The organism is Bacillus sp. CGMCC 1.16541 (assembly GCF_003184905.1).
Lineage (GTDB): Bacteria > Bacillota > Bacilli > Bacillales > Bacillaceae_H > Priestia.
Genome location: NZ_KZ821207.1, coordinates 135868 through 159149, shown reverse-complemented (window position 1 = coordinate 159149; position 23282 = coordinate 135868). Strand labels below are relative to the sequence as shown.

The window sequence follows — 23282 nt, the reverse complement described above, 5'->3', positions numbered from 1 at the left end:
TCCTTTTGCCTATTTAGAAATAGTAATAATTTTTTCTTCTTTTAGGTTAACATTTCCTTGTTTTAGAATGCTAACTTTTTCATCTGCTTGTAGGTTTGTAAAAATGATTGGTGTGATAACTGAAGGTGCATTTTCTTTTACAAAGTCGAGATCAACTTCTAATAAAGGTTGACCTTGTTTCACTTCATCTCCTTGAGAAACAAGTGCTGTAAATCCTTCACCTTTTAAGTTCACTGTATCAATTCCGAAGTGAATTAATACTTCACGCCCTGTGCTAGATTCAATTCCTAAAGCATGCTTCGTCGGGAATAAGTTTACTATTTTTCCGTCCACTGGTGCAACTACTGTGCCTTTTGTCGGAATAATCGCAAATCCATCTCCCATTAACTTTTGTGAAAACACTTGATCTGGTACTTCTGATAACGGTACGATTTCCCCTTCAATTGGAGAGACAATGTTTGTTCCGTTTTCACTCATAGCAGCTGGTGTAATCACTTCTTTTTCAACAGGCTTTGGTTGTTCTTTTGGAGCCGTCGGTGTTTTTCCATCCATAATGTCTTTAATTTGACCTTTTAACGTGTCAGATTTTGGACCAAAGATAGCTTGGATGTTGTTTCCTACTTCAAGAACACCTGAAGCCCCTAATTTTTTCAGACGGTTTTTGTCTACGTTTTTCACATCGTCTACAGATACACGTAAGCGAGTGATACACGCATCTAAATGCGTAATGTTTTCTTTTCCACCTAATGCCTCTAGTACATTGCGTGGTAATTCTCCTGCTTCGACTTTTCCTTCTTCTTCGTCTTCTTGCTTTTCTTCACGACCTGGTGTACCCAAGTTGAATTTACGAATTGCAAAACGGAAGCCGAAGTAATAGATAACAGCAAGCACTAAACCGACTGGAATAACAAGCCACCAATCTGTTCGGTTTGGTAGAATCCCGAATAACACATAGTCAATAACCCCACCTGAGAACGTCATCCCGATTTTCACATTCAATAATTGCATAATCATAAATGATAGTCCAGCAAAAACTGCGTGAATCGCGAATAAAACAGGTGCTACGAATAAGAATGAGAACTCAAGAGGTTCTGTAATCCCTGTTAAAAATGATGTTAAGGCAGCTGAACCCATAATACCTGCTACATATTTTTTATTTTCAGGGCGAGCTTCATGATAAATCGCTAGTGCTGCTGCTGGCAAACCAAACATCATGAATGGGAATTTACCCGTCATGAACGTACCAGCTGTGAATTCAACACCATCACGTAATTGAGCCATAAAGATACGTTGATCTCCACGGAACACCTCACCTGCTTGGTTCACATATGAGCCAAACTCAAACCAAAACGGTGAATAGAAAATGTGATGAAGACCAAATGGAATAAGTGAACGTTCAATCAAACCAAATACAAACGCTGCTACTGTCGGATTTGCATCCAACATCGTTTGCGAAAATGCATTTAGACCATTTTGAATAGGCGGCCATAAAAATACCATTACAAGTCCTAGTACCAATGTAGAAACCGCTGTAATAATTGGAACAAAACGTTTTCCAGCAAAGAATCCTAAGTATTGAGGTAATTCAATTGTATAGAAACGATTATACATCGATGCAGCAATAACTCCGACGATAATCCCTCCAAATACCCCTGTTTGCAGGGTTGGAATCCCTAACACCATTGCTAGAGTTGGATCCTGACCAATTAAGCTAGGATTTTCTAACATCTCCGGTGTTAACGTCCCCATTCCTTCTAAAATTGTACTCATTGTTACATTCATAATTAAATACCCGACGATGGCTGCAATACCTGCTACTCCATCACCGCCAGCTAAACCAACCGCTACACCCACTGCGAAAAGCAATGGTAAGTTAGCAAATACAATGTCACCAGATTGAGCCATAACATTTGCGACTAATTGAAACCAATCCGCTTCAAGAGCAGGAATACGAGCTAATAAATCTGGGTTTTGAAACGCTGTCCCAAATGCTAATAGCAAACCTGCTGCTGGTAAAATCGCAACTGGTAACATAAGCGCTTTACCTACTTTTTGTAATACACCAAAAAGTTTTTTAAACATCGCGCCTACCTCCTTTTCTATATTTGTAGTGTGCAACAAGCAACATAATTGATACGCTTACATTCTTTACCTTTTTGTAGATGACCGTTGTTTGACAAATACAAAAAAGGCATGAGGAAAAAGAAACGGAAAAGGATAGACTACTCCCCTTATGTAAAAAATCCGCTTCATTTCTCACTCATGCCTGATCGAATCAGTAACACGTACCGAAATGATTTATAATTCAGTTTTGCTGACTAATCGTTGCAAATGCATCGTTAAGTAGACAGCTTCTGCTTCATACACAGGTAAACGTAACGCTTGTTGCATAACTTTTACCACTTTCCAAGCAACATTGTAGCATAGAGGATATTCTTCTTTCAAGAGTAAAGCTAATTTTTTTGGCTCCTCAATTTCTTCCCCTGTTTTCACACGATCAATCGCAAAGTGCAGATGACGAATTAGACGCATATAATGAACAGATTCTTTATCTAAAGTTACTTTAAATGAATCTTGAATCACTTGAATGATTGTCTGAATTAGACTTGAATGCTCGTTTACTTCTGAGATGTTTTTTTGAGTAATAGCACTATGAATATGCAACGCAATAAAACCGATTTCTCCTTCAGGAAGCTCCACACCCATTTCTTTTTTTATCATGTGAATGACCTCTGTTGCAATAACGTACTCTTTTGGATAAAGTGCCTTCGTTTCAATTAAGAAAGGATTTCTAAAATCCATTCCTTGTTGAAAACGCTTAATAGCAAATGCAATATGATCGGTTAAGGCAATATGAATATGTTCATTTAATGATGTTTGAACATGTTCTTGGATATATGAAATAATATCATTCATTAATTCTACAAACGATTCATCAATTTGCGTTAATAACTGTTTGTATTGCTCCTGTTCTTGTTCGTTTTTTAAAAGAAACATTTTTTCAACGTCTGAAGAATCAATACAATCATCTTTTTTCTTATTAAACCCAATCCCTTTGCCAATGAGAACTACTTCATTGTACATATGGTGAGTTGCAATTAATACATTATTATTTAGTACCTTTTTGATAAAAAAGGACTCCTTCACGAATCCTCCACTCCCCTATTTACTTTCAAATATTCGTCTTTTCATCTTACAAAATAGTTTGTTTTATCGTCAATTAGTTTTTTTGGGACGTTTATGATTTATTGTTAGTCGCTTTTATAACACTTTTGAAATGCCTGTTCTTTTGCTTGGTTTGTACCATAGCAATTTTTTATAATAAAACGATGCAAAACAAATGTAATGAGTAAAATAATTCCATCCAACAGTACAATGCTCCACAAAGAGTTCCAAGAAGCTAAAGATAAAATCCCTAATTTGATTAACATAAAGTCAAATAATCTTATTAAAAAGACTATTGCTACGATCCATATGATTGATACTCTCTTTAATACAATCCACACATAAATAAGTGTTAATATGCAAACATATAGTGTATTTAAATTGATATGATCTCTGATACTGTTTGCAAATAAGTTCATTTGCAGCCAATGTGTTTTATACCCAGCAACTGCAATAAACATAACGGTAGCATTGATGCTAATCATTGAAAAGTAAAGCGTTGCTGTGTGAATAAACACATTAAATCTTTCATGTAGCCACACATACCATGTTTTTGCAATCAAATAACCAATAATCATAAAGGTAGCCGTATAATATGTTTTCCACCAATACTGCGTATACACTCCCCACGTGATAAATAGCTCTTCAATTCCCATAAACATGATCGAAAGTACAATAATGTAAGACAAGCGCAATTGATAAGCCGCAATAACTACTGCCATCACGGGAAACGCAAATGCTTGTGAAGTAACAGAACCTAATATATTATCAAAATAATCATTTTGCATTAAATTTGGGTTGTACCGATAGCTATTAAGTAAAATTAAAATAATATATTCCAAAACATACGCTAACCCTGTCATAAAAAGGAAAAGCACAATTAATATCGGATCACGTTTATGCCATAGTACGATAGTAAATAAGACTAAGCTTATAATAACTAAGAAAAGAAAAGGGATATAATGAGGCATATAATTCTTCCTCTCACAGAAGCAGATGATACTATATAGGTTTAGACGTTTAATGGAAATTATACACCTTTAACAACAAGAAGTGGTGAACCACTTCTTACGGTCACCACTTCTTCAAGCACTTGTTATTTTCTTTATTTACTCGATTCCTCTTAGTAAATTCGCCATTTCAATTGCAGCTGCAGCAGCTTCCCATCCTTTGTTTCCTGCTTTTGTTCCAGCACGTTCAATGGCTTGTTCAATTGTTTCAGTTGTTAAGACACCAAAGATAATTGGAATGCCTGACTGTAAGCTTTGAGATGCCACTCCTTTTGACACTTCACTACACACGTAGTCAAAGTGTGGTGTCGCACCACGAATCACAGTTCCAAGTGTAATCACAGCATCATACTTTTTTGAATCTGCTAACTTTTTTGCTACTAAAGGAATTTCAAATGCACCTGGTACCCATGCGATATCGACATTCTCATCTTCTACACCATGACGTTTTAATGCATCTTGTGCCCCACCTAATAATTTACTCGTAATAAATTCATTGAAGCGACCTACAACGATTGCCACTTTTAGACCTGTCCCAACTAAATTCCCTTCAAATACGTTACCCATTTTTAACGTCCTCCTCTAATGTGTTTGTTGTTGTATTGATTAATGTTTAGAATGAGCAAAATTTAATAAATGTCCTAACTTCTCTACTTTTGTGGTTAAGTATTTTTCATTATCTTTAACTGCTGGCATTTGAATCGGAACACGCTCCACAACTTCTAAATCGTATCCTTTTAAACCTGTAATTTTACGCGGGTTATTTGTTAATAACTTCATTTTGCGCACACCTAAGTCTTTTAACATCTGTGCACCAATGCCATATTCCCTTAAATCTGCACCGAATCCAAGCTTTTCATTTGCTTCGACTGTGTCATAGCCTTCTTCTTGCAATTTATAGGCACGCAGTTTATTTAACAAACCAATGCCTCTACCTTCTTGACGCATATAAAGTAAGATGCCTTTTCCTGCTTCTTCAATTTGCGCAAGTGCCGCATGAAGTTGAGGGCCACAATCGCAACGATAAGAGCCAAACACATCACCTGTTAAACATTCTGAATGCACACGCACTAATACAGGTTCTTCTGGTGTGATGTCTCCTTTTACAATCGCGATATGTTCTTTGCCATCCACTTCATTTGTGTAGCCGACTACTTTAAAATCCCCAAACGAAGTTGGTAAGTTAATCTCTACTTCACGATGAACAAGTTGCTCGTGCTTACGGCGATAGGCGATCAGATCTTTAATTGTAATCATCTTTAAGTTGAATTTTGCCGCTACCTCTACTAAATCCGGAACACGTGCCATCGTACCGTCTTCTTTCATAATTTCACAAATGACACCCGCAGGCTGACTTCCTGCTAAAACAGCTAAATCAATGGCAGCTTCTGTATGACCAGCACGTTGCAATACGCCACCCTTTTTACCAACTAAGGGGAAAACATGACCAGGTCTTCGAAAGTCAGCTGCAACCGCATAATCGTCTAATAACGCTTTAATCGTTGTAGAGCGCTCATATGCACTAATGCCTGTTGTCGTCGATTGATGATCAATACTTACAGTAAAAGCTGTTCCATGCATATCTGTGTTCGTTGTCACCATTTGCTTTAAGTCTAATTTTGCTGCTAGCTCCTCAGTAACAGGCGTGCAAATTAGACCTCGCCCATGAGTTGCCATAAAATTAATCACTTCCGGTGTAGCAAGGTCTGCTAGAGAAACAAAGTCACCTTCATTTTCTCGATCTTCATCATCACACACAATGACTACTTTGCCATTTCTTAAATCTTCAATGGCTTCTTCAATTGTATGAAACATACTATTCACCTCATCATTCATCTGTATATCCATGTCTTTGTAAAAGATCATACATGTTCCCTTTACTTGATGGAACTTCTCTTTTTGTCGTCATTTCTTTTATATATTTAGCAAGCATGTCACATTCAATATTGACCGTGTCACCTCGTTGCTTGTGACCAATTACTGTATGAGTGACGGTATGTGGAATAAGTGAAATTGTAAAGCTATTAGTACTTAATCCAAATATCGTTAAGCTCGTTCCATCAACTGAAACGGATCCTTTTAGCATCATAAATTCTCTTAGCGATGGACTCACTTCAATTTCGTAATAGATTGCATTTCCTTTTGGAGTCTTACGAATGATGCTTCCCACTCCATCAATATGACCACTGACAAAGTGACCTCCAAACCGTCCATTCGCTGCCATTGCTCGTTCAAGATTTACTTTTGCACCTGCTGTCAATTCTTTTAGTGTTGTTGCCTTAATGGTTTCAGGCATGACATCAACGGTAAACTCCTGCTTTGAAAAAGAAGTAACCGTTAAACAAACACCGTTCACTGCGATGCTATCTCCTAAATGGACATCTTCTAAAATTTTGTTTGCACCAATAGAGATGACAATGGCTTCGCTACCTTTTTGAATCCGATTCACTTCACCTATTTCTTCAATAATCCCCGTAAACATTCATTTCACCTTCTTTTGGAACTGCCACAATTTTAAGATCTTGACCAAGCTGTTCAACAGACTTAATCTCTACATTTACTATGTCATTCATTGACGCTATTCCTTTGCCACCAAATGACGTTGGAGCTTCTCGACCTCCAATCAGCTTTGGAGCGATATACGTAATAACTTGATTAAACAACTTCTCTTTTAAAAATGCACCGTGAATTGTAGAGCCACCTTCAACAAATAGAGAAGTAATCCCTCTTTCACCTAGCGCGTGTAGAACATCTTTTAACAAAAGCTGTTTCGTCGGTAATTTGATGATACGAACAAATTCATTTGTAATAGCTTCAATCTTTTTACTTTGTGCAGGTTGTCCGACAATAATCCACGTAGGTGCTTGTCCATCGTGAAGAATGGTTGATTTTTCATCGATACGCAAATGAGTATCTAAAATAACACGAATGGGGTTTTTACCACCGTTAGGGAGTCTTGTTGTCAGACTTGGATTATCGATATTCACTGTGTTCACACCGACTAATATGGCATCGTGTTGATGTCGCAACTCATGCACATCTAGCCGAGCTTGTTCACTTGTAATCCATTTACTCTCTCCTGTATACGTTGCTGTTTTCCCATCTAAGCTCGTCGCTGTTTTTAACGTGACAAACGGAAGCTTTGTGTCAATAAAATGAAAAAATGATTGATTCAGAGCAGTCGCTTCTTGTTCTAACACACCAACGACGACTTCTACACCCGCTTCTTTCATAATTGCAATCCCTTTACCTGCTACTAATGGGTTGGGATCTGTGGATGCAATGACTACTCGCTTGACTTCCTTTTCAACGACTAAATGTGCACAAGGGGGTGTTTTTCCATAATGCGCACAAGGCTCTAGTGTCACATATAGCGTTGCACCTGTCGCTCGTTCTCCAGCCATTCCTAATGCATGCACTTCAGCATGAGCTTCTCCTGCTTTTAAATGTGCCCCCATTCCTACGATCGCACCATCTTTTACGACAACGGCTCCTACAACTGGGTTAGGACTGGTTTGCCCTTGTGTCGTTTTCGCTAATTCAATGGCTAGCTTCATGAAATGAAAATCGTTCAATGTATCTCCTCCCAACCAAATGTAAACGAAAAACCCCTAGGAGTACCTAGGGGTTGGTTGAGTTGAATCAGTATCTATTGTATACGTTTTAAGCATACTTAAATAAACAGTCGTTATCTTCGTCAAAATGAAAAGGCATCTGTATTTATGTAGCACAAATACACCCTTTACACGTTGTAAAAAGAAATAACATACACTGCATCCTGATCCTTCTCCCATCCAGACTATACTGTCGGCTCTAGATTTTAACTAGATCCACCGCGTGTTAACGTAACAAGCGGGTCACGGGCTTAAAGATACGAGATCTTATCACCGCCGGTTGGGACTTTCACCCGACCCCGAAGGATTCACTATTTTATTATCATTCTTACCATAATGCGGACACCTCTACCTTGTCAACGAATTAACTCAGTGAGTGTGTCCTATTTCATTATATCAAAAGTGACACGAATTGTCATAATTTTTATTTATTTTACTTTTTTTACGCATAACATCGCAATGAACAACAATCCCATATAACCAAATAAGGGATAAAGTACTTCTAATAACTTTCCATATCCAATCTGACCGACTGTAAAACAAAGAAGTAAGATAATGATAAAAGCTTTATGTTCAGAAATACGTAACACACTCTTCACTTGCCTTGCCATTCCAAACACATTTCCAATTAACGTCGTAAAAATCTCTCCAAAAATAACAATTAAAAAGAGCCAGTTAATCCAAACTCCAACATCTTTAATCACTTCACTCATTGGAATCTCAAGTTGAAACGTGTAAGGTACATTTGATAACGCTAAGTGAGTCGCTACCATCATAAATGTTAGCCCAATCCCCCCTAAAATTGCACCACGCTTAATAATTGACTTATCTTTTATTTCACTACCAAGAGGAACCAATACCGCTTGTGACATCGCTAAATTAAACGCAATATATAAAAATGGACTTAGCGCCCAGCTTAAATCACTTGTTATTAGATGGACAGATGATACCTGTAAAAACGAAAAGTGTTGAAGGTATGGAAACATAATGATAATTGAAAACGTCAACATCATCGGTACCACTAACGAGTTTACAATCATCAACCCTTCAATGCCTTTCATAATGGATACATACGCTAAAATCATTGTCAAAACCATTCCTAGCTGAGGCCATAACCCTAGCTGTTCATGTGCAATCGCTCCTGTACTGGCCAACATAACGGATGTAATCCCAAATAAAATAATAATGGTAAAAAGATTCACCACTCTCCCAATGGCAGAGCCAAACAAATGATTATTTAAGTCTTGATAGGATTCAGCTTTAATCTCATTTGCCATTAACATCATTTTAGAACCAAGCCATATAAAAAAGAGCCCACTAATTAAAATGCCAATTAATCCTGCTGTTCCATACTTCGTAAAAAACTGTACAATTTCTTTTCCTGTCGCAAAGCCTGCTCCAACGACTGTTCCGATATATGTTGCAGCGACTTGTAATGTAAGCTTCCACTTTTTCATGTAACCACCCTTTTCTAGCGCGATAGTACACTATATGTGGTTGTCTTCAAAAAAAGACGAGCCTTTTCTTCCTTAACATTCGCCGACTGCCCTTTACTTTGCTATAATAAGCGAGAAAAACTTACATACGAGGTGACCGATATGCAAACGGTTAATTTAACAGACGATTTACAGTTTTCACGTATTATACATGGATTATGGCGCTTATCTGATTGGAAGTTAACAAAAGAGCAAACGCTTGCATTAACAGAACAATGTTTAGACCTTGGCATTACAACATTTGATCACGCTGATATTTACGGAGATTACACATGCGAAGAGCGTTTTGGAGAAGCATTAGCTTTAAAACCTTCGTTACGAGAGTCCATGCAGATTGTGACAAAGACAGGGATTAAACTTAAATCCAGTAAATTCCCTGAACGTAAAATCAACTTTTATGACACAAGCAAAGAACATATTGTAAAAAGCACGGAACAATCTCTGCGTAACTTACAAACAGATTATGTAGACGTTCTTCTCATTCATCGCCCAGACCCATTCATGAACCCAGAAGAAGTGGCAGAAGCATTTATTCAGTTAAAAGAAGAAGGAAAAGTTCGTCACTTTGGTGTGTCAAACTTTAAACGATCACAATTTGACATGTTGCAGTCATACTTACCGTTCTCACTTGTGACAAATCAAATTGAGATTTCCCCTACTTACTTAGACCATTTTGATCAAGGTACCATCGAACAGTGTCAACAACATAAGATTGCACCAATGGCTTGGTCTCCATTAGGTGGAGGAAAGATTTTTACAGCTGATGATGAACGTTCTGTACGTGTTCGTTCAAAGCTTGAAGAAATTGGTGCTGAAATTGGTGCAACTTCACTTGATCAAGTTGCATACGCTTGGTTACTTGCTCATCCAGCAAACATTATGCCGATTGTTGGTTCAGGTAAGATTGAACGTGTTCAAGCTGCAGTTGATGCAATGAATTTAAAGATGGATCGTATGCAATGGTTCCAAGTTCTAGAAAGTTCAAAAGGCCGTCCTGTCGATTAAATTTCAAAAAAGAGCGTTCCCCTCGCTTATCACGAAGGGAACGCTCTTTTTATTTCTTTATTTATTTAAGTAATACACGACTTTTGACGCTTGAGCACGGTTTGATTTACTTTTTGGATTAAATGCCGAGCCTTGTCCTGTCATAAACTTTAGTTCATACGCTGCATTTACATAATCTTTCGCCCAACCTTGAACGCTTTCTTGATCTTGATAAGGTGCTGGTTGTTTTGTTTTGTATTCACTACCTGTTTTGTACTCATATGCACGCATAATCATCGCAGCCATTTGTTCACGAGTAATCGATGCGAACGGTGCAAACGTATCATTCGTTCTTCCTGTTGTAATTCCCGCTTCTTGTGCTGCTGCTACATCAGCTTGTAAGTAAGCTGGAACATCTTTAAACTTCGATGTACCCTCTGCTTTTATATTCAATGAACGAACAAGCATTGAAGCAAATTGACCTCGCGTAATGTTTCCTTGTGGATTAAATAATTCTTCTGTCTGTCCTTTAATAATGCCAGCTTCTTGTAAAGCGGTGATGTAATCAAACGCCCAGTGAGCTGTTGGTACGTCTTTAAATGGCTTTTTCTCCACTTGCTTTGGTGATAAGTCCACTGTGTATTTGGCAAAACCTGTTGATAAGGTTTCTTGATATTGAATATGCTTATTACTTGCTAAGTAGTTTTGTGCTTTTGGTGATGATTCAAATGTTACCTTCACATCACCTTTGATTGGTGTTAACTTCCAGTTTTGATCAGCCGCTGGATTGATTGTTTTTGTTTCCGTAATATAATCAATAATCACTTGGCGGTTTTCATCTGGAGCGGCTAAAATTGTATTTTTCCCTTTCGGATTCACAAGGTTACTTGTCCCTGCACGATAATTATTCGTCACAACTACAAATTCTTGATCATCTTTTAACGCTTTTCCTTCGAATTGAATATTTTTGACACGATTTGCTTTTTCATCAACAATCGCTGCGTTGCGATCATATTTTGCTGGTTCCGTTACATCAATCTCATAAGTAATTCCATCAATGATATCAAAATTGTACGTTGGGAAGTTTCCATTTACAAGTGATTGTTCTTCTGTTTTCTTTGGATCGATTTGATTAAATTGACCTGCTGACCATTCTAACCACTCTTTGATTTCTTTCCCTGTTAATTTTAACGCATATACCGTATTCGGATATAAATACAAATCGGCTACGTTCTTAATTGCAATGGTTCCAGCTGGGATATCTGTATAGTAATCCGCTCCATTACGCCCACCTGCTTTAAATGGTGCAGCTGAAGAAAGGATTGGTAAGTTCTCATACTGTGTTCCTTTTAATGACTTTTCTACATACCATTTTTGAGCTTGATTGACAATTTGAACAGATGGATCATCCTGCACTAACGCAAAGTAACTGTTAATTGGTGCTGTTGTCGTTCCAACAGGTCCGTTCACATATTTGATCGTTCCTTCATGGCGTTCTTTCACTGCTGCTTCAATCTCTTTATCTGACTCCACTGTCGGCTTTCCATCTGTCCCAACAATTGGTTTAATCGTTGCTGCAGACTGCTTGACTGCCCACTTCCCATCTGTTTTTTCAATCGTTAAGTCAATTTGACCTAAATGATCGCCCCAAGATCCTGGCATCGTAACAGGTACACCATTAATTGTTCCTGTTGCGTTATCGATTTTCTTTTCTTCGCTATCTGGAAAATCTTGTTTTGCTCCGTTGATTGCTGGGAACTTGTTGTGTTGATGCCCCGTAACAACTGCATCAATTCCTTCCACTTCTGTTAGATAGTACGCTGCGTTTTCCATACCTTCTTTATAACCAGAATAATCAATTCCTGAGTGAGAAAGAACAACAATGACATCTGCTCCTTCTTCTTTCATCTTTGGAACAATTGCTTTTGCTGATTCGACGATGTCTTTTACAACTACTTCACCTTGTAAGTGAGAGCTATCCCAGCTTAAGATTTGAGGTGGGACAAATCCAGTTACACCTACTTTAATTGTGTGCTTCTCTCCGTCTTCATCCGTTACTGTACGCTCTAACATCTGATATGGAGAAAAATAAAATTTATCGTTTGTTGGATCATTATCTTTATCATCATGATACACATTAGCATTTACATACGGGAATTGTGCATCTTTTGAACTCTGTTCAAGGAAGTCAAGTCCATAGTTAAATTCGTGGTTTCCTGGTGTAGCAGCATCATACTTCAATAAATTCATCACATCAAAAACAGGGTGAACTTCCCCCTCTTTTAACGGTGCTACTCGCGCTGTATAATCACCAAGCGGATTTCCTTGAATAATATCACCGTTGTCTACAAGTAATGTGTTCGGTTGTTCTTCACGAGCTTGCTTAATAAGTGACGCTGTTTTAGATAAGCCAAAGTTTTGAACCGTCTTATCTTGATAGTAGTCATAGTTTACAAGGTTTGTATGAATATCCGTTGTGCCAAGAATTCGCAACTTTACAATGTCCTCATTAAAGTCTGCATACGAAACTGTCGGTGCTACTTGTGGAACAATTAATCCTAATGCAAGCGCTGCACCAGCGAGTGTTCTTTTCTTAAACTTTTTCACTTAAAACTCCCCCTATATGTAAATGAAATATCGTAACCAACATCTATTTTAATGGAAAATTCGACAAAAAGATAAAGTTTTTGTTGAAATTTACAAAAAAATTACTTTTATCACACCATTCGATCAATCTACCTATGAAAAGAATACAAAATTTTAAAAATTCCAATGAATCTATTGTATAATTGTTAAAAATCAGATAAATTAGAACGTACATATTCTTTTTCGTACTGACGTACATAAGTTTATAATCAAACAATCTTATCCAGAGAGGTGGAGGGACTGGCCCTTTGAAACCTCAGCAACCAGTCGTAGAGACATGGTGCTAAATCCAGCTAAGCAATGATTTATTGCTTGAAAGATAAGGAGAGAGCATGCATTCAAGCCTTCTTCTATAGAAGGCTTTTTATTTTATCTAACGCTAAAGGAGGCTTTTTCAGTGGGACTACTGGAAGATTTACAATCAAAGATTTTAATTGGAGATGGTGCAACGGGCACACTTTTATATACACATGGTATTGATAGTTGTTTTGAAGAATTGAACCTGACGAAAAGCGAAGAAATTTTCGGTATTCATCAAGCTTATTTACAAGCTGGAGCAAACGTTATTCAAACAAATACCTATGCCGCTAACTATCAAAAACTTTCTCGACACGGGTTAGAAGACTCTGTCAAAGACATTAACGTTGCAGGTGTAAAGGTTGCAAAACAAGCCGTACGTCATAACGGGTATGTCGTTGGAACAATTGGAGGAACAAGATCTTTTCAAAAAAGTTCCACAACGATTGAGGAAATAAAAAGAAGCTTCCGCGAACAACTCTTTTGGTTATTACACGAAGACGTGGATGGCCTTCTCCTTGAAACATATTACGACTTTGAAGAGTTAAAGACTGTTTTAGAAATTGCTAGAAAAGAAACAGATAAACCGATTATTTCACACGTCTCACTTCATGAAATTGGTGTCTTGCAAGATGGTACCCATATTGGTGATGCTCTCTCTCAACTTGAAACGTTAGGAGCGAATGTCGTTGGGTTAAACTGCCGACTAGGACCTTACCATATGATTCAATCACTTGAAGAAGTGCCATTACCAAAGCATGCACACTTGTCTGCTTATCCGAACGCAAGCTTACCGTCTTATGTCGATGGCAAACTTGTGTATGAAACAAATAGTGACTATTTTACTGAAAGTGCTCTCTCCTTTCGCAATCAAGGTGTACGCCTGATCGGTGGCTGTTGTGGTACGACACCTTCTCATATCTCAGCGATGGCAGATGCATTAAAAGACAAAGAACCCATTACAACAAAAGCGGTAAAAGAGCGACCTAGGATTATTGTAGAAGAACAAACCATTGATCATCAACCGCATTTACATGAGATTGTCAAACAACGCAAATCAATCATTGTTGAATTAGATCCACCCAAAAAGCTAGGAGTGACGAAGTTTTTAGAAGGAGCAAAAGCGTTAGAAAAAGCGGGTGTAGACGCTGTTACTCTTGCTGATAACTCACTCGCTTCACCACGGGTAAGCAACCTGGCGATGGCAACATTAATGCAGCAACATACAACAGCACGACCGCTCGTTCATCTTACATGTCGTGATCGAAACTTAATTGGACTTCAATCCCACTTAATGGGGCTTCATACGTTAGGAATGAACCAAGTGTTAGCCATTACAGGTGATCCATCAAAGGTTGGGGACTTTCCTGGTGCAACATCTGTATATGATTTATCATCATTTGATTTAATCAGTCTTATTTCTCAATTCAACGAAGGGCTTTCCTATTCTGGAAAACCACTCGGTCAGAAAACAAACTTTTCTATCGCAGCTGCTTTTAACCCAAATGTGAGGCACTTAGATAAAGCCGTACAGCGCCTTGAGAAGAAAATCACCTGTGGTGCTCACTACTTTATTACGCAGCCACTTTATTGCGAAAAGCAAATTCGTGATGTATATGAGGCAACTAAACATTTAGACGCACCTATTTACATCGGTATCATGCCGTTAACAGGTTCACGAAATGCCCGGTTTATCCATCATGAAGTACCTGGTATTAAATTATCAGATCAAATCCTAACGAGAATGGATGCTACAGGAAACGACCGAATCCAAGGTCAAATCGAAGGATTAGCCATTGCAAAAGATTTAATTGATACAGCTTATGAGTTGTTTGATGGCATTTATTTAATTACGCCTTTTATGCGCTATGAAATGACCGTTGAATTAACACAATACATTCACGAAAAACAACTTGTCACAACAGAAAGGAAGATTTAAATGAGCACAAGCATTCAACAGCAACTTCAACATAAAATCCTTGTCATCGATGGTGCAATGGGAACAATGATTCAAGATGCCAACCTTACTGCATCTGACTTTGGTGGTGAAGAATACGAAGGGTGTAACGAATACCTCTCGTTAACTGCTCCTAACGTCATTCAGTCTATTCATGAAGCATACTTACAAGCAGGTGCAGATATTATTGAGACCAATACGTTTGGTGCAACCTCCACTGTACTCGATGAATATGAATTAGGTTACTTAGCGTATGAAATCAACGTCGAATCTGCAAAACTAGCCAAGAAAGCTTGTGAAAGGTTTTCAACACCTCAATGGCCACGTTTTGTTGCAGGTTCCATTGGACCGACAACTAAGACACTTTCTGTAACAGGCGGAATCAGTTTCCAAGAACTAATCACATCTTATGAAGAACAAACAAGAGGTTTAATAGATGGTGGTGTAGACTTACTACTCGTTGAGACATGTCAAGATATGCTGAACGTGAAAGCTGCCTTTTTAGGTATTTCAAACGCCTTTTCCACGACTGGCAAAGAAATGCCAATTATGATTTCAGGTACGATTGAGCCAATGGGTACAACACTTGCTGGTCAAGATATTGAGTCCTTTTATTTATCACTTGAACATATGAAACCTTTATCTGTTGGATTAAATTGCGCAACAGGCCCAGAATTTATGACTGATCATATTCGTTCACTATCAAACTTAGCTACAACAGCTGTAAGTTGTTATCCGAACGCTGGTTTACCAGATGAAGATGGTCTGTATCATGAATCACCAGAGCTATTAGCGATGAAAATTAAAAACTTTGCAGACAAAGGTTGGTTGAATATTGTCGGGGGCTGTTGTGGAACTACTCCTGCTCACATTGCAGCTCTAGCTGAAGCTGTAAAAGACGTGCAACCGCGTTCGTTATCTATTCCTTCTCACTCTCATGCAGTATCAGGAATTGAAGCACTCATTTACGATGACTCCATGCGCCCTCTTTTTGTCGGGGAACGTACCAATGTAATTGGATCTCGTAAGTTTAAACGACTGATTGCAGAAGGAAAGTTTGAGGAAGCATCCGAAGTTGCTCGTGCACAAGTAAAAAATGGTGCTCACGTCATTGATATTTGTTTAGCGGATCCGGACCGCGAAGAATTAGAAGACATGGAAAACTTCATTTCAGAAGTGGTTAAAAAAGTAAAAGTACCACTTGTTATTGATTCTACAGATGAAGCAGTGATTGAAAAAGCATTAACATACTGCCAAGGAAAAGCGATCATTAACTCCATTAACTTAGAAGACGGAGAAGAACGTTTTGATGCCATTGTGCCATTAATTAAAAAATATGGAGCAGCTATTGTCGTCGGAACCATTGATGAAGAAGGAATGGCCGTGACTGCTGAGCGCAAAGTCGAAATTGCGAAGCGCTCTTATGATTTGTTAGTCACAAAACACGGGCTCAATCCAACTGATATTATTTTCGATCCACTTGTGTTCCCTGTTGGAACAGGCGATGAGCAATATATTGGATCTGCGGAACAAACCATTAAAGGGATTGAATTAATAAAAAAAGAACTGCCACAATGTCTAACCATGCTTGGTATTAGTAACGTTTCATTTGGACTTCCCCCTGTCGGCCGTGAAGTTCTAAACGCCGTGTATTTGTATCACTGTACACAAGCGGGTCTTGACTATGCCATTGTAAACACAGAAAAATTAGAACGCTATGCTTCCATTCCAGAAGCAGAAATTCAGTTAGCTGACCAACTTCTGTTTCATACGAATGATGAAACGTTAAGTACATTCACAAATTTTTATCGTGAAAAGAAAAAAGAATCCAAAGTTGAAAACCTAAACTTATCATTAGAAGAGCGACTGGCTCTTTATGTAGTGGAAGGAACGAAAGAAGGATTAATTCCTGATTTAGAACAAGCATTAAATCAATATAGTGATCCGTTAGCTATTATCAATGGACCGTTAATGGATGGCATGACAGAAGTTGGTCGTCTCTTTAACGATAATCAGTTAATTGTAGCAGAAGTTCTTCAAAGTGCAGAAGTGATGAAAGCATCTGTTGCTTTTTTAGAGCCGCATATGGAAAAAGGTGAAGAAGATAACGGAAAAGGGAAAGTCGTTTTAGCCACTGTGAAAGGTGACGTTCATGACATCGGAAAGAACTTAGTTGATATTATCCTAAGCAACAACGGCTTTAAAGTGGTTGATTTGGGTATTAAAGTGACGCCTCAACAGCTAATTGAAGCTATCCAAAAAGAAAAACCCGATATTGTTGGTTTATCTGGCTTACTTGTAAAATCAGCTCAACAAATGGTGTTAACGGCTCAGGATTTAACGCAAGCTAATATTTCTGTTCCCATTTTAGTTGGAGGAGCCGCTCTATCAAGACGCTTTACTGATCACCGTATTGCTCCTGAATACAACGGAGCTGTCGTGTATGCAAAAGATGCAATGGATGGATTAGCGCTAGCAAACAAACTGCAAAACAAAGGTGAACGCGCACAATTTATCGAGCAGTTAAGAGGACTGCAAGCTGAAAAGGCTGTTCGTGAAGAAACGCGTCAAGAACCAGCTAAAACAGTAGTTGCCGTTTTAGAACGTTCCGATGTTTCAACAGATGTTCCAGTCTTAGTACCAGCAGATACAAAGCGTCACGTTGTTAAACAATACAGTTTATCTCAAGTTATTCCGTACATTAACTGGCAAATGTTATTAGGTCATCACCTTGGCATCAAAGGAAAAGTGAACAAACTCTTAGCTGAAAAAGATGTGCGAACAGTTCAGTTAAAAGAAACGGTTGATGAATTGCTGATAGAAGCTCAACAAAATAACACCATTCAACCTGCTGCTATTTATCAATTCTTTCCTGCTCAGTCAGATGGTGATGATTTGCTCATTTATGATCCAAACGATCATCAAACAGTCATTGAACGCTTTACATTCCCAAGGCAAAAGAAAGCACCATTCCTTTGCTTATCAGACTACGCAAAGCCTGTTCGTTCAAATGAAATGGACTATGTTTGCTTCTTTTCTGTCACAGCAGGTACAGGAATTCGAGATCAAGCAAAACAGTATAAAGAAAACGGCGATTTCTTAAAAAGCCACGCATTACAAGCGTTAGCTCTTGAACTAGCAGAAGGGCTAGCAGAACGCATTCACCAACAAATTCGTGATCAGTGGGGATTCCCTGATTCACCAGATTTCACGATGGCGGAGCGTTTCTCTGCAAAATACCAAGGTCAACGTTTTTCTTTTGGTTATCCCGCCTGTCCGGATCTTGAAGACCAAGAAAAGTTATTCCGTCTGATTGAGCCAGAGCAAATCGGTATTCACTTAACAGACGGCTTTATGATGGAGCCAGAAGCTTCGGTTACAGCTCTTGTATTCGCTCATCCAGAAGCAAAATATTTCAATGTTTTATAACTCAAAAAAGTGGAGCAATTGCTCCACTTTTTTACTTATAGCAGAATAATAAATACGCGAATCGGAACTCGAAATGTGATCCCTTGCTCTATGTCACGTATGACAATATTTCCTGTATATGTTCCACCAATTCTTAAAAGTGGCAAAAAGCTTGTTGTCACCGTAACAGGTCGAGTCGTCTGTGCTGGAATGGTAATAGAAGAAGGAACACTTACCATGTAATTTGTTCCGACTAACGCTAACATCGGTCTCGTTACATTCTCGACTGACAACTGCAACGTACGCGCAGAGTTGGTTTTATTAGTAATGGTGAATGCTTCATCTACAGGACGGTAGGAATCCAATAAGCTTGATAGATTTCCTTTATCTAATCGCAACGTTTCGTCTATCCCTGTTGATATGTTCTTAGATGAATCATTGGGCTGTTTCACATTTGTGCTTCCGAGAATGTAAGAGAAATATGGACTCGATCCTACCGAAACCGTTGCTGACGTTTGCTGTTTAGCTGAAAATAAACTATAAACAGATACATTAGTAACAGCCATCCACAAGAGAGTGAATAAAAACAAACTGAAAACTACGTATCTCGTCTTTTTTTTTGATACGTATATAACATCGTAATTAAAAAGGCACCTACTATAATCAGCCAATACTTTTGAATGAGAAAAGCAACATACCCTATAACTGGAATGTGAGCAACATACACACCATCGATGTCTTCTAACTTAATGGTCAGATGATCTTCAACTCGGTTTGCATCTCCTTTTGTTACAAAAGAAAAAGAGCCTTCTTCGTTAAGGTCTGTTCTTTCCACTCGGTGCATAACGTTTTGATGAACTTGCTGATGTTGAAATAAAATAATTTCACCAACTAACTCCTCTTCTTTCGCTTGACTAACAGGTTTCGTAATGGCTACTGAACCTTTTTCCATTGTTGGACGCATGCTATCTGTCACGACAATATGAAAGTTCCACCCCATCAAAAGTGTGATTCCAAATGAAATCAGTAAGCAAATAGAGAACAGTAAACTAATGAGCGGAAGATGTTTCATTGTTTGACCATCTCCTTATTTAACGATTTGCTCCGGTTAATTGTACAGCATTAAAATCAAATGTAACCGTTTCTGTTAGGTTCTGAAATGTATTGTTTGCAGACTGTGGCAATGTAACGGTAAATGTTAATACGTCAGTTTCTGCACTATTCAATTGAATTGGAGACAGTCCGGCATTTAACTGAGATATTGGACCAGCATATAAAATAGTAGAGCCCTCTTTCACCTCTAGCTGTAAACCATTCGTTACGTCTGTCCAAAGTAATGAACTCATACTCGATGTATTTGTCACATCGTATAAAAATGGAACCGTACCCGTATTCTGAACTGTGACAGTTCGTTGAATAACATCTCCAGGTACAATATCACTTACATTAAAGATGGGTGACGGGGTTACTTCTATCGACAATGTCGCAGTTGAAAAAATATTATCATCAATGACCACTTCGTCTGTGAATAAAGCCGTTGTTTTACCAAAAAACATCATTGGAACGAAAGTGATAATAATTGCCCACCACAGGAGTGAACTTCTTCTTTTCCTTTTCAACTTACCTGCTCCTTTATCAATCATAATAACTAATATATGAACATACCTCTTCAAATGGAACATTCTTTTAACAAACAAAAAAGAATCCACTTTTACCTTGTCAAATTCATCTAAATTGTTCTCAAACAAGAATGTAATTGCTTAAATTGACATATTTTTTATTTTTTCTGAAAAATAGGTTGTCAACTCACCTGACATTTGTTAGGATAAGAACATTAAATTTTCTAAAAATTCTAGTAAATGAGGAGGCTCTTCAACATGATAACCTTTTTCGCTTCAGTCGCACTATTAATCTGTGGTTATATTTTTTACGCAAAGGTGGTTGAGCGAATTTTCGGTATCGATGCATCACGAAAAACGCCTGCCTATGAGAAAGCTGATGGACTTGATTATGTTCCAATGAAATGGTGGAAAGGTTCACTTATTCAATTGTTAAATATAGCTGGTTTAGGTCCAATCTTCGGGGCTGTTATGGGTGCCCTTTACGGACCAGTCGCTTTTATCTGGATTGTACTTGGCTCAATCTTCGCTGGAGCTGTACATGATTATTTCGCAGGAATGATGTCATTACGACACGGGGGAGCACAATACCCTAGCTTAGTAGGTCGGTATCTAGGAAAATACGCAAAATCAATTATTAACCTTGTTTCTCTTGTTCTTATGATTTTAGTTGCAGCAGCATTCACGGCTGGACCTGCTCAATTAATTTCAAGTGTCACATCTTTACCATTTTTAACTGCACTTATTATCATTTTTGCTTATTTCATCTTAGCAACAATCTTACCTGTTAATAAAATCATCGGAAAGATTTATCCAATTTTCGGAGCCGTTTTAATCTTTATGGCAGTAGCCATCGCATTTGGACTTGTCTTCTTAGTAGACAAACCGATTCCGAACTTAACCTTTACGAACTTACATCCAGGTGAATTACCAATTTGGCCATTGTTAATGGTAACCATCTCTTGTGGAGCTATTTCTGGCTTCCACTGTACACAGAGTCCTATCGTCGCTCGTACGTTACAAAATGAGCGTGACGGACGAAAAGTGTTTTACGGTGCAATGATTGGTGAAGGAATTATCGCATTAATTTGGGCCGCTGCAGGAATGACATTTTTCGGAGGCACAGGAGGTTTACAAGAAGCATTAGCAGCAGGTGGACCAGCTGGAGTTGTAAATGAAATCTCAACTTCTCTACTTGGTACATTAGGTGGGATTTTAGCAATCTTAGGTGTTATTATCCTTCCAATTACAACAGGAGACACAGCTCTACGTTCATCTCGCATGATTTTATCAGATTTAGTTAGTAAAAAAGCAAATCAAAACAATTGGAAAGTGGCTCTACTATTTACGATTCCAGTTGCCATCCCTGCTTTTTATTTATCAACAATCGACTATTCATTCTTATGGCGTTATGTTGGATGGACAAACCAATTAGTTGCAACTGTTATGTTATGGACAGCTGCTATCTACTTATTAGAAAAAGCAAAGAATCACTGGATCTGTAGTGTACCTGCTTTGTTTATGACAGGTGTAGTAAGTACGTATATCTTCTATGCACCTGAAGGATTCCAATTAAGCTACAACACTTCATTAGCGATTGGCGCAACTTTAACAGTACTAGTAGCTATTTGGTACGTAAAACAAATTCGTCATCATCAAAATCAAAAAGTAGCAACACAAGCAGCATAAAAAAGAGGCTGGGACATAAGTGTTTCAGTCGATAAGACATCCGAACTATTTATAGTTCGGATATTTTTTGATTAAAAACCAAGTTTAAAAGAATAGTGGAATGGAGCGTAGGACACTCGACTCCTGCGGGAAATAGAGGAAAGGCTGAGACCCCACAGGAACGAGGAGGCTCAGGTTCCTCCCCGCGGAAAGCGAGTGGCTCGAGCGAAATGGAACGAACTTGTTGTTGTACCATAACGATGACAGAAACGTTCTTGTTCGTTTTTGAGAAGGAATCATTTCGTTATGTCCCACTCTCTTTTTTCGTTATGAAAAGACGTCACAATTGCATGACACTTACCTGTTCCTTATAATGGATAACGTGACATCTTTCATTAAGAGAAAGGAGTTCCGTTCTTATGATTAAATTATTTGTCAGTGACTTAGACGGTACATTATTAAATGAAAACAAAGCAGTAGAACAACATAACATTGATGCACTAAAGAAGTTGCGTGAACAAAACATTGATATTTGTCTAGCTTCTGGACGAATGGATAATGAAATTACCAAAATTGCACGTGACGTAAAAGATTCTTTCCACCGCATTAGCCAAAACGGCGCTTATGTGATTACAAACGAAAACCATTCTCTACATGAGAAAGTGTTTCACCATGAACTCGCATTAAAGCTTTATTCATTAACCAACCTTCCAGATAAACTGACGATCGTGTGCTCGAATAACACCAACTTCGTTGAAGAAAAAACAGAGATCGTGGAACAAATTGAGAAATTTATGTTTTTTCCAATTGAAGTAGAAGCAAACATGCAAACAGAAATTGGTCTTTCTCTTAGCCCCTCTAAAATTACTGTTTTAGGTGAGGATGATCAGTTGTTTGAATTGCAGCAAGAGTTAGCAAAAGCATTTCCAGATGAGGTTGATACATACATCTCTGCTCCTAAATGTTTAGATATTATGCCTAAACACATTAGTAAAGGTAATGCGATACAAGTATTGCTTGATCATTTGCAACTAAAACCTGAAGAAGTGGCGTGCATCGGTGACTCCTTTAATGACATCCCTATGTTTCGTTTAACTCCTAATAGCTTTGCAATGGCTACTGCGCCTGAAGCTGTAAAAAAAGAAGCCGCATACGTTGTAGATTCGGTTAGTGAAGCTGCTCATATCGTGTTAGAACAAAATAAACCAAGCCACGTATCTTAAGATGCTTTGGCTTGGTTTATTTATCTTTATCATAAATCGTCATCCATAACCTCTTCTTCCTCTGAATCAGTTAACTTTCGCTTTCTAAATAGGATATTGACCACTAATAAAATCACTGCAAAGAAAATAAACACAAACACAGCGGAAAAGAGCAGTAAAGCAATCGATTCAAACATATGGAGTAAACCACTTCCC

At 38.1% G+C, this 23282-nt stretch carries 18 protein-coding genes and 2 riboswitches; of the genes, 5 read left to right on the top strand and 13 right to left on the bottom strand.

Going from position 1 to position 23282, the window contains the following annotated elements; genetic code table 11:
- Window positions 1-9: 9 nt before the first annotated feature.
- From ptsG to DIS06_RS02620, 8 genes are all read right to left on the bottom strand, one after another.
- Window positions 10-2082, bottom strand: a complete 2073-nt coding sequence (ptsG, locus tag DIS06_RS02655; RefSeq protein WP_110111706.1) for a glucose-specific PTS transporter subunit IIBC — start codon at window positions 2080-2082, stop codon at window positions 10-12.
- A gap of 216 nt (window positions 2083-2298) precedes the next feature.
- The gene (gene glcT, locus DIS06_RS02650; protein WP_110111705.1) at window positions 2299-3147 is read right to left on the bottom strand and encodes a glucose PTS transporter transcription antiterminator GlcT; all 849 of its coding nucleotides are present in this window, start codon (window positions 3145-3147) and stop codon (window positions 2299-2301) included.
- 104 nt (window positions 3148-3251) lie between these two features.
- Window positions 3252-4136 carry a hypothetical protein gene (locus tag DIS06_RS02645; protein WP_110111704.1) on the bottom strand — a complete coding sequence of 295 codons (885 nt, stop codon included), beginning with the start codon at window positions 4134-4136 and terminating at the stop codon, window positions 3252-3254.
- 138 nt (window positions 4137-4274) lie between these two features.
- Window positions 4275-4742 carry a 6,7-dimethyl-8-ribityllumazine synthase gene (gene ribH, locus DIS06_RS02640; protein ID WP_110111703.1) on the bottom strand — a complete coding sequence of 156 codons (468 nt, stop codon included), beginning with the start codon at window positions 4740-4742 and terminating at the stop codon, window positions 4275-4277.
- 39 nt (window positions 4743-4781) lie between these two features.
- Window positions 4782-5990: a bifunctional 3,4-dihydroxy-2-butanone-4-phosphate synthase/GTP cyclohydrolase II gene (locus DIS06_RS02635; protein WP_110111758.1), complete on the bottom strand. Its 1209-nt coding sequence runs from the start codon at window positions 5988-5990 to the stop codon at window positions 4782-4784.
- A gap of 13 nt (window positions 5991-6003) precedes the next feature.
- Window positions 6004-6657, bottom strand: coding sequence for a riboflavin synthase (gene ribE / locus DIS06_RS02630; protein ID WP_110111702.1), 654 nt, complete (start codon window positions 6655-6657; stop codon window positions 6004-6006).
- The gene (ribD, locus tag DIS06_RS02625; protein ID WP_110111701.1) at window positions 6638-7750 is read right to left on the bottom strand and encodes a bifunctional diaminohydroxyphosphoribosylaminopyrimidine deaminase/5-amino-6-(5-phosphoribosylamino)uracil reductase RibD; all 1113 of its coding nucleotides are present in this window, start codon (window positions 7748-7750) and stop codon (window positions 6638-6640) included. Before ribD ends, ribE begins: the two co-directional genes overlap by 20 nt.
- A gap of 203 nt (window positions 7751-7953) precedes the next feature.
- Window positions 7954-8100: riboswitch (FMN riboswitch) on the bottom strand.
- Window positions 8101-8217: 117 nt separating this feature from the next.
- Window positions 8218-9246: a YkvI family membrane protein gene (locus DIS06_RS02620; protein ID WP_110111700.1), complete on the bottom strand. Its 1029-nt coding sequence runs from the start codon at window positions 9244-9246 to the stop codon at window positions 8218-8220.
- A gap of 141 nt (window positions 9247-9387) precedes the next feature.
- Here DIS06_RS02620 and DIS06_RS02615 point away from each other — a divergent pair, with 141 nt between their 5' ends.
- Window positions 9388-10290 (top strand): aldo/keto reductase, encoded by a 903-nt coding sequence (locus DIS06_RS02615; protein ID WP_110111699.1) that lies wholly within the window; start codon window positions 9388-9390, stop codon window positions 10288-10290.
- A 57-nt stretch (window positions 10291-10347) separates the two neighbouring features.
- Here the strand turns inward: DIS06_RS02615 and DIS06_RS02610 are convergent, their stop codons facing one another.
- A complete protein-coding gene (locus DIS06_RS02610; protein WP_110111698.1) occupies window positions 10348-12876 on the bottom strand; it encodes a bifunctional 2',3'-cyclic-nucleotide 2'-phosphodiesterase/3'-nucleotidase in 2529 nt (842 codons plus the stop codon).
- A gap of 255 nt (window positions 12877-13131) precedes the next feature.
- Window positions 13132-13241, top strand: a riboswitch (SAM riboswitch).
- Between the two features lie 71 nt (window positions 13242-13312).
- On the opposite strand from DIS06_RS02610, the gene DIS06_RS02605 reads away from it, so the two are divergent.
- Window positions 13313-15151 carry a bifunctional homocysteine S-methyltransferase/methylenetetrahydrofolate reductase gene (locus tag DIS06_RS02605; RefSeq protein WP_110111697.1) on the top strand — a complete coding sequence of 613 codons (1839 nt, stop codon included), beginning with the start codon at window positions 13313-13315 and terminating at the stop codon, window positions 15149-15151.
- Complete coding sequence (metH, locus tag DIS06_RS02600) at window positions 15152-18598, top strand: methionine synthase (RefSeq protein WP_110111696.1); 3447 nt, start codon at window positions 15152-15154, stop codon at window positions 18596-18598.
- 35 nt (window positions 18599-18633) lie between these two features.
- On the opposite strand, the gene DIS06_RS02595 is transcribed toward metH, so the two are convergent.
- Genes DIS06_RS02595 through DIS06_RS02585 form a run of 3 tightly spaced genes read right to left on the bottom strand, consistent with a single transcriptional unit; the run spans window position 18634 to window position 20196 of the window.
- Entirely contained in the window at window positions 18634-19143 is a 510-nt protein-coding gene (locus DIS06_RS02595) for a hypothetical protein (RefSeq protein WP_162595845.1), read from the bottom strand.
- 32 nt (window positions 19144-19175) lie between these two features.
- On the bottom strand, window positions 19176-19649 hold the full coding sequence (locus DIS06_RS02590) for a signal peptidase I (RefSeq protein ID WP_110111694.1): 474 nt from the start codon (window positions 19647-19649) through the stop codon (window positions 19176-19178).
- A gap of 19 nt (window positions 19650-19668) precedes the next feature.
- Window positions 19669-20196 (bottom strand): TasA family protein, encoded by a 528-nt coding sequence (locus DIS06_RS02585; protein WP_162595844.1) that lies wholly within the window; start codon window positions 20194-20196, stop codon window positions 19669-19671.
- 258 nt (window positions 20197-20454) lie between these two features.
- On the opposite strand from DIS06_RS02585, the gene DIS06_RS02580 reads away from it, so the two are divergent.
- Entirely contained in the window at window positions 20455-21885 is a 1431-nt protein-coding gene (locus DIS06_RS02580; protein ID WP_110111692.1) for a carbon starvation CstA family protein, read from the top strand.
- 398 nt (window positions 21886-22283) lie between these two features.
- Window positions 22284-23087, top strand: a complete 804-nt coding sequence (locus DIS06_RS02575) for an HAD family hydrolase (RefSeq protein WP_110111691.1) — start codon at window positions 22284-22286, stop codon at window positions 23085-23087.
- Window positions 23088-23116: 29 nt separating this feature from the next.
- On the opposite strand, the gene DIS06_RS20020 is transcribed toward DIS06_RS02575, so the two are convergent.
- Complete coding sequence (locus DIS06_RS20020; protein WP_162595843.1) at window positions 23117-23263, bottom strand: hypothetical protein; 147 nt, start codon at window positions 23261-23263, stop codon at window positions 23117-23119.
- Between the last annotated feature and the right edge of the window lie 19 nt (window positions 23264-23282).

Coding starts and splice junctions, on each gene's coding strand:
- ribH (WP_110111703.1), bottom strand. CDS start 4,742: ATGGGTAACGTATTTGAAGGGAATTTAGTTGGGACAGGTCTAAAAGTG.
- DIS06_RS02620 (WP_110111700.1), bottom strand. CDS start 9,246: ATGAAAAAGTGGAAGCTTACATTACAAGTCGCTGCAACATATATCGGA.
- DIS06_RS02580 (WP_110111692.1), top strand. CDS start 20,455: ATGATAACCTTTTTCGCTTCAGTCGCACTATTAATCTGTGGTTATATT.
- DIS06_RS02575 (WP_110111691.1), top strand. CDS start 22,284: ATGATTAAATTATTTGTCAGTGACTTAGACGGTACATTATTAAATGAA.
- metH (WP_110111696.1), top strand. CDS start 15,152: ATGAGCACAAGCATTCAACAGCAACTTCAACATAAAATCCTTGTCATC.
- DIS06_RS02595 (WP_162595845.1), bottom strand. CDS start 19,143: ATGGCTGTTACTAATGTATCTGTTTATAGTTTATTTTCAGCTAAACAG.
- DIS06_RS02635 (WP_110111758.1), bottom strand. CDS start 5,990: ATGTTTCATACAATTGAAGAAGCCATTGAAGATTTAAGAAATGGCAAA.
- DIS06_RS20020 (WP_162595843.1), bottom strand. CDS start 23,263: ATGTTTGAATCGATTGCTTTACTGCTCTTTTCCGCTGTGTTTGTGTTT.
- DIS06_RS02615 (WP_110111699.1), top strand. CDS start 9,388: ATGCAAACGGTTAATTTAACAGACGATTTACAGTTTTCACGTATTATA.
- DIS06_RS02590 (WP_110111694.1), bottom strand. CDS start 19,649: ATGAAACATCTTCCGCTCATTAGTTTACTGTTCTCTATTTGCTTACTG.
- DIS06_RS02645 (WP_110111704.1), bottom strand. CDS start 4,136: ATGCCTCATTATATCCCTTTTCTTTTCTTAGTTATTATAAGCTTAGTC.
- ribE (WP_110111702.1), bottom strand. CDS start 6,657: ATGTTTACGGGGATTATTGAAGAAATAGGTGAAGTGAATCGGATTCAA.
- ptsG (WP_110111706.1), bottom strand. CDS start 2,082: ATGTTTAAAAAACTTTTTGGTGTATTACAAAAAGTAGGTAAAGCGCTT.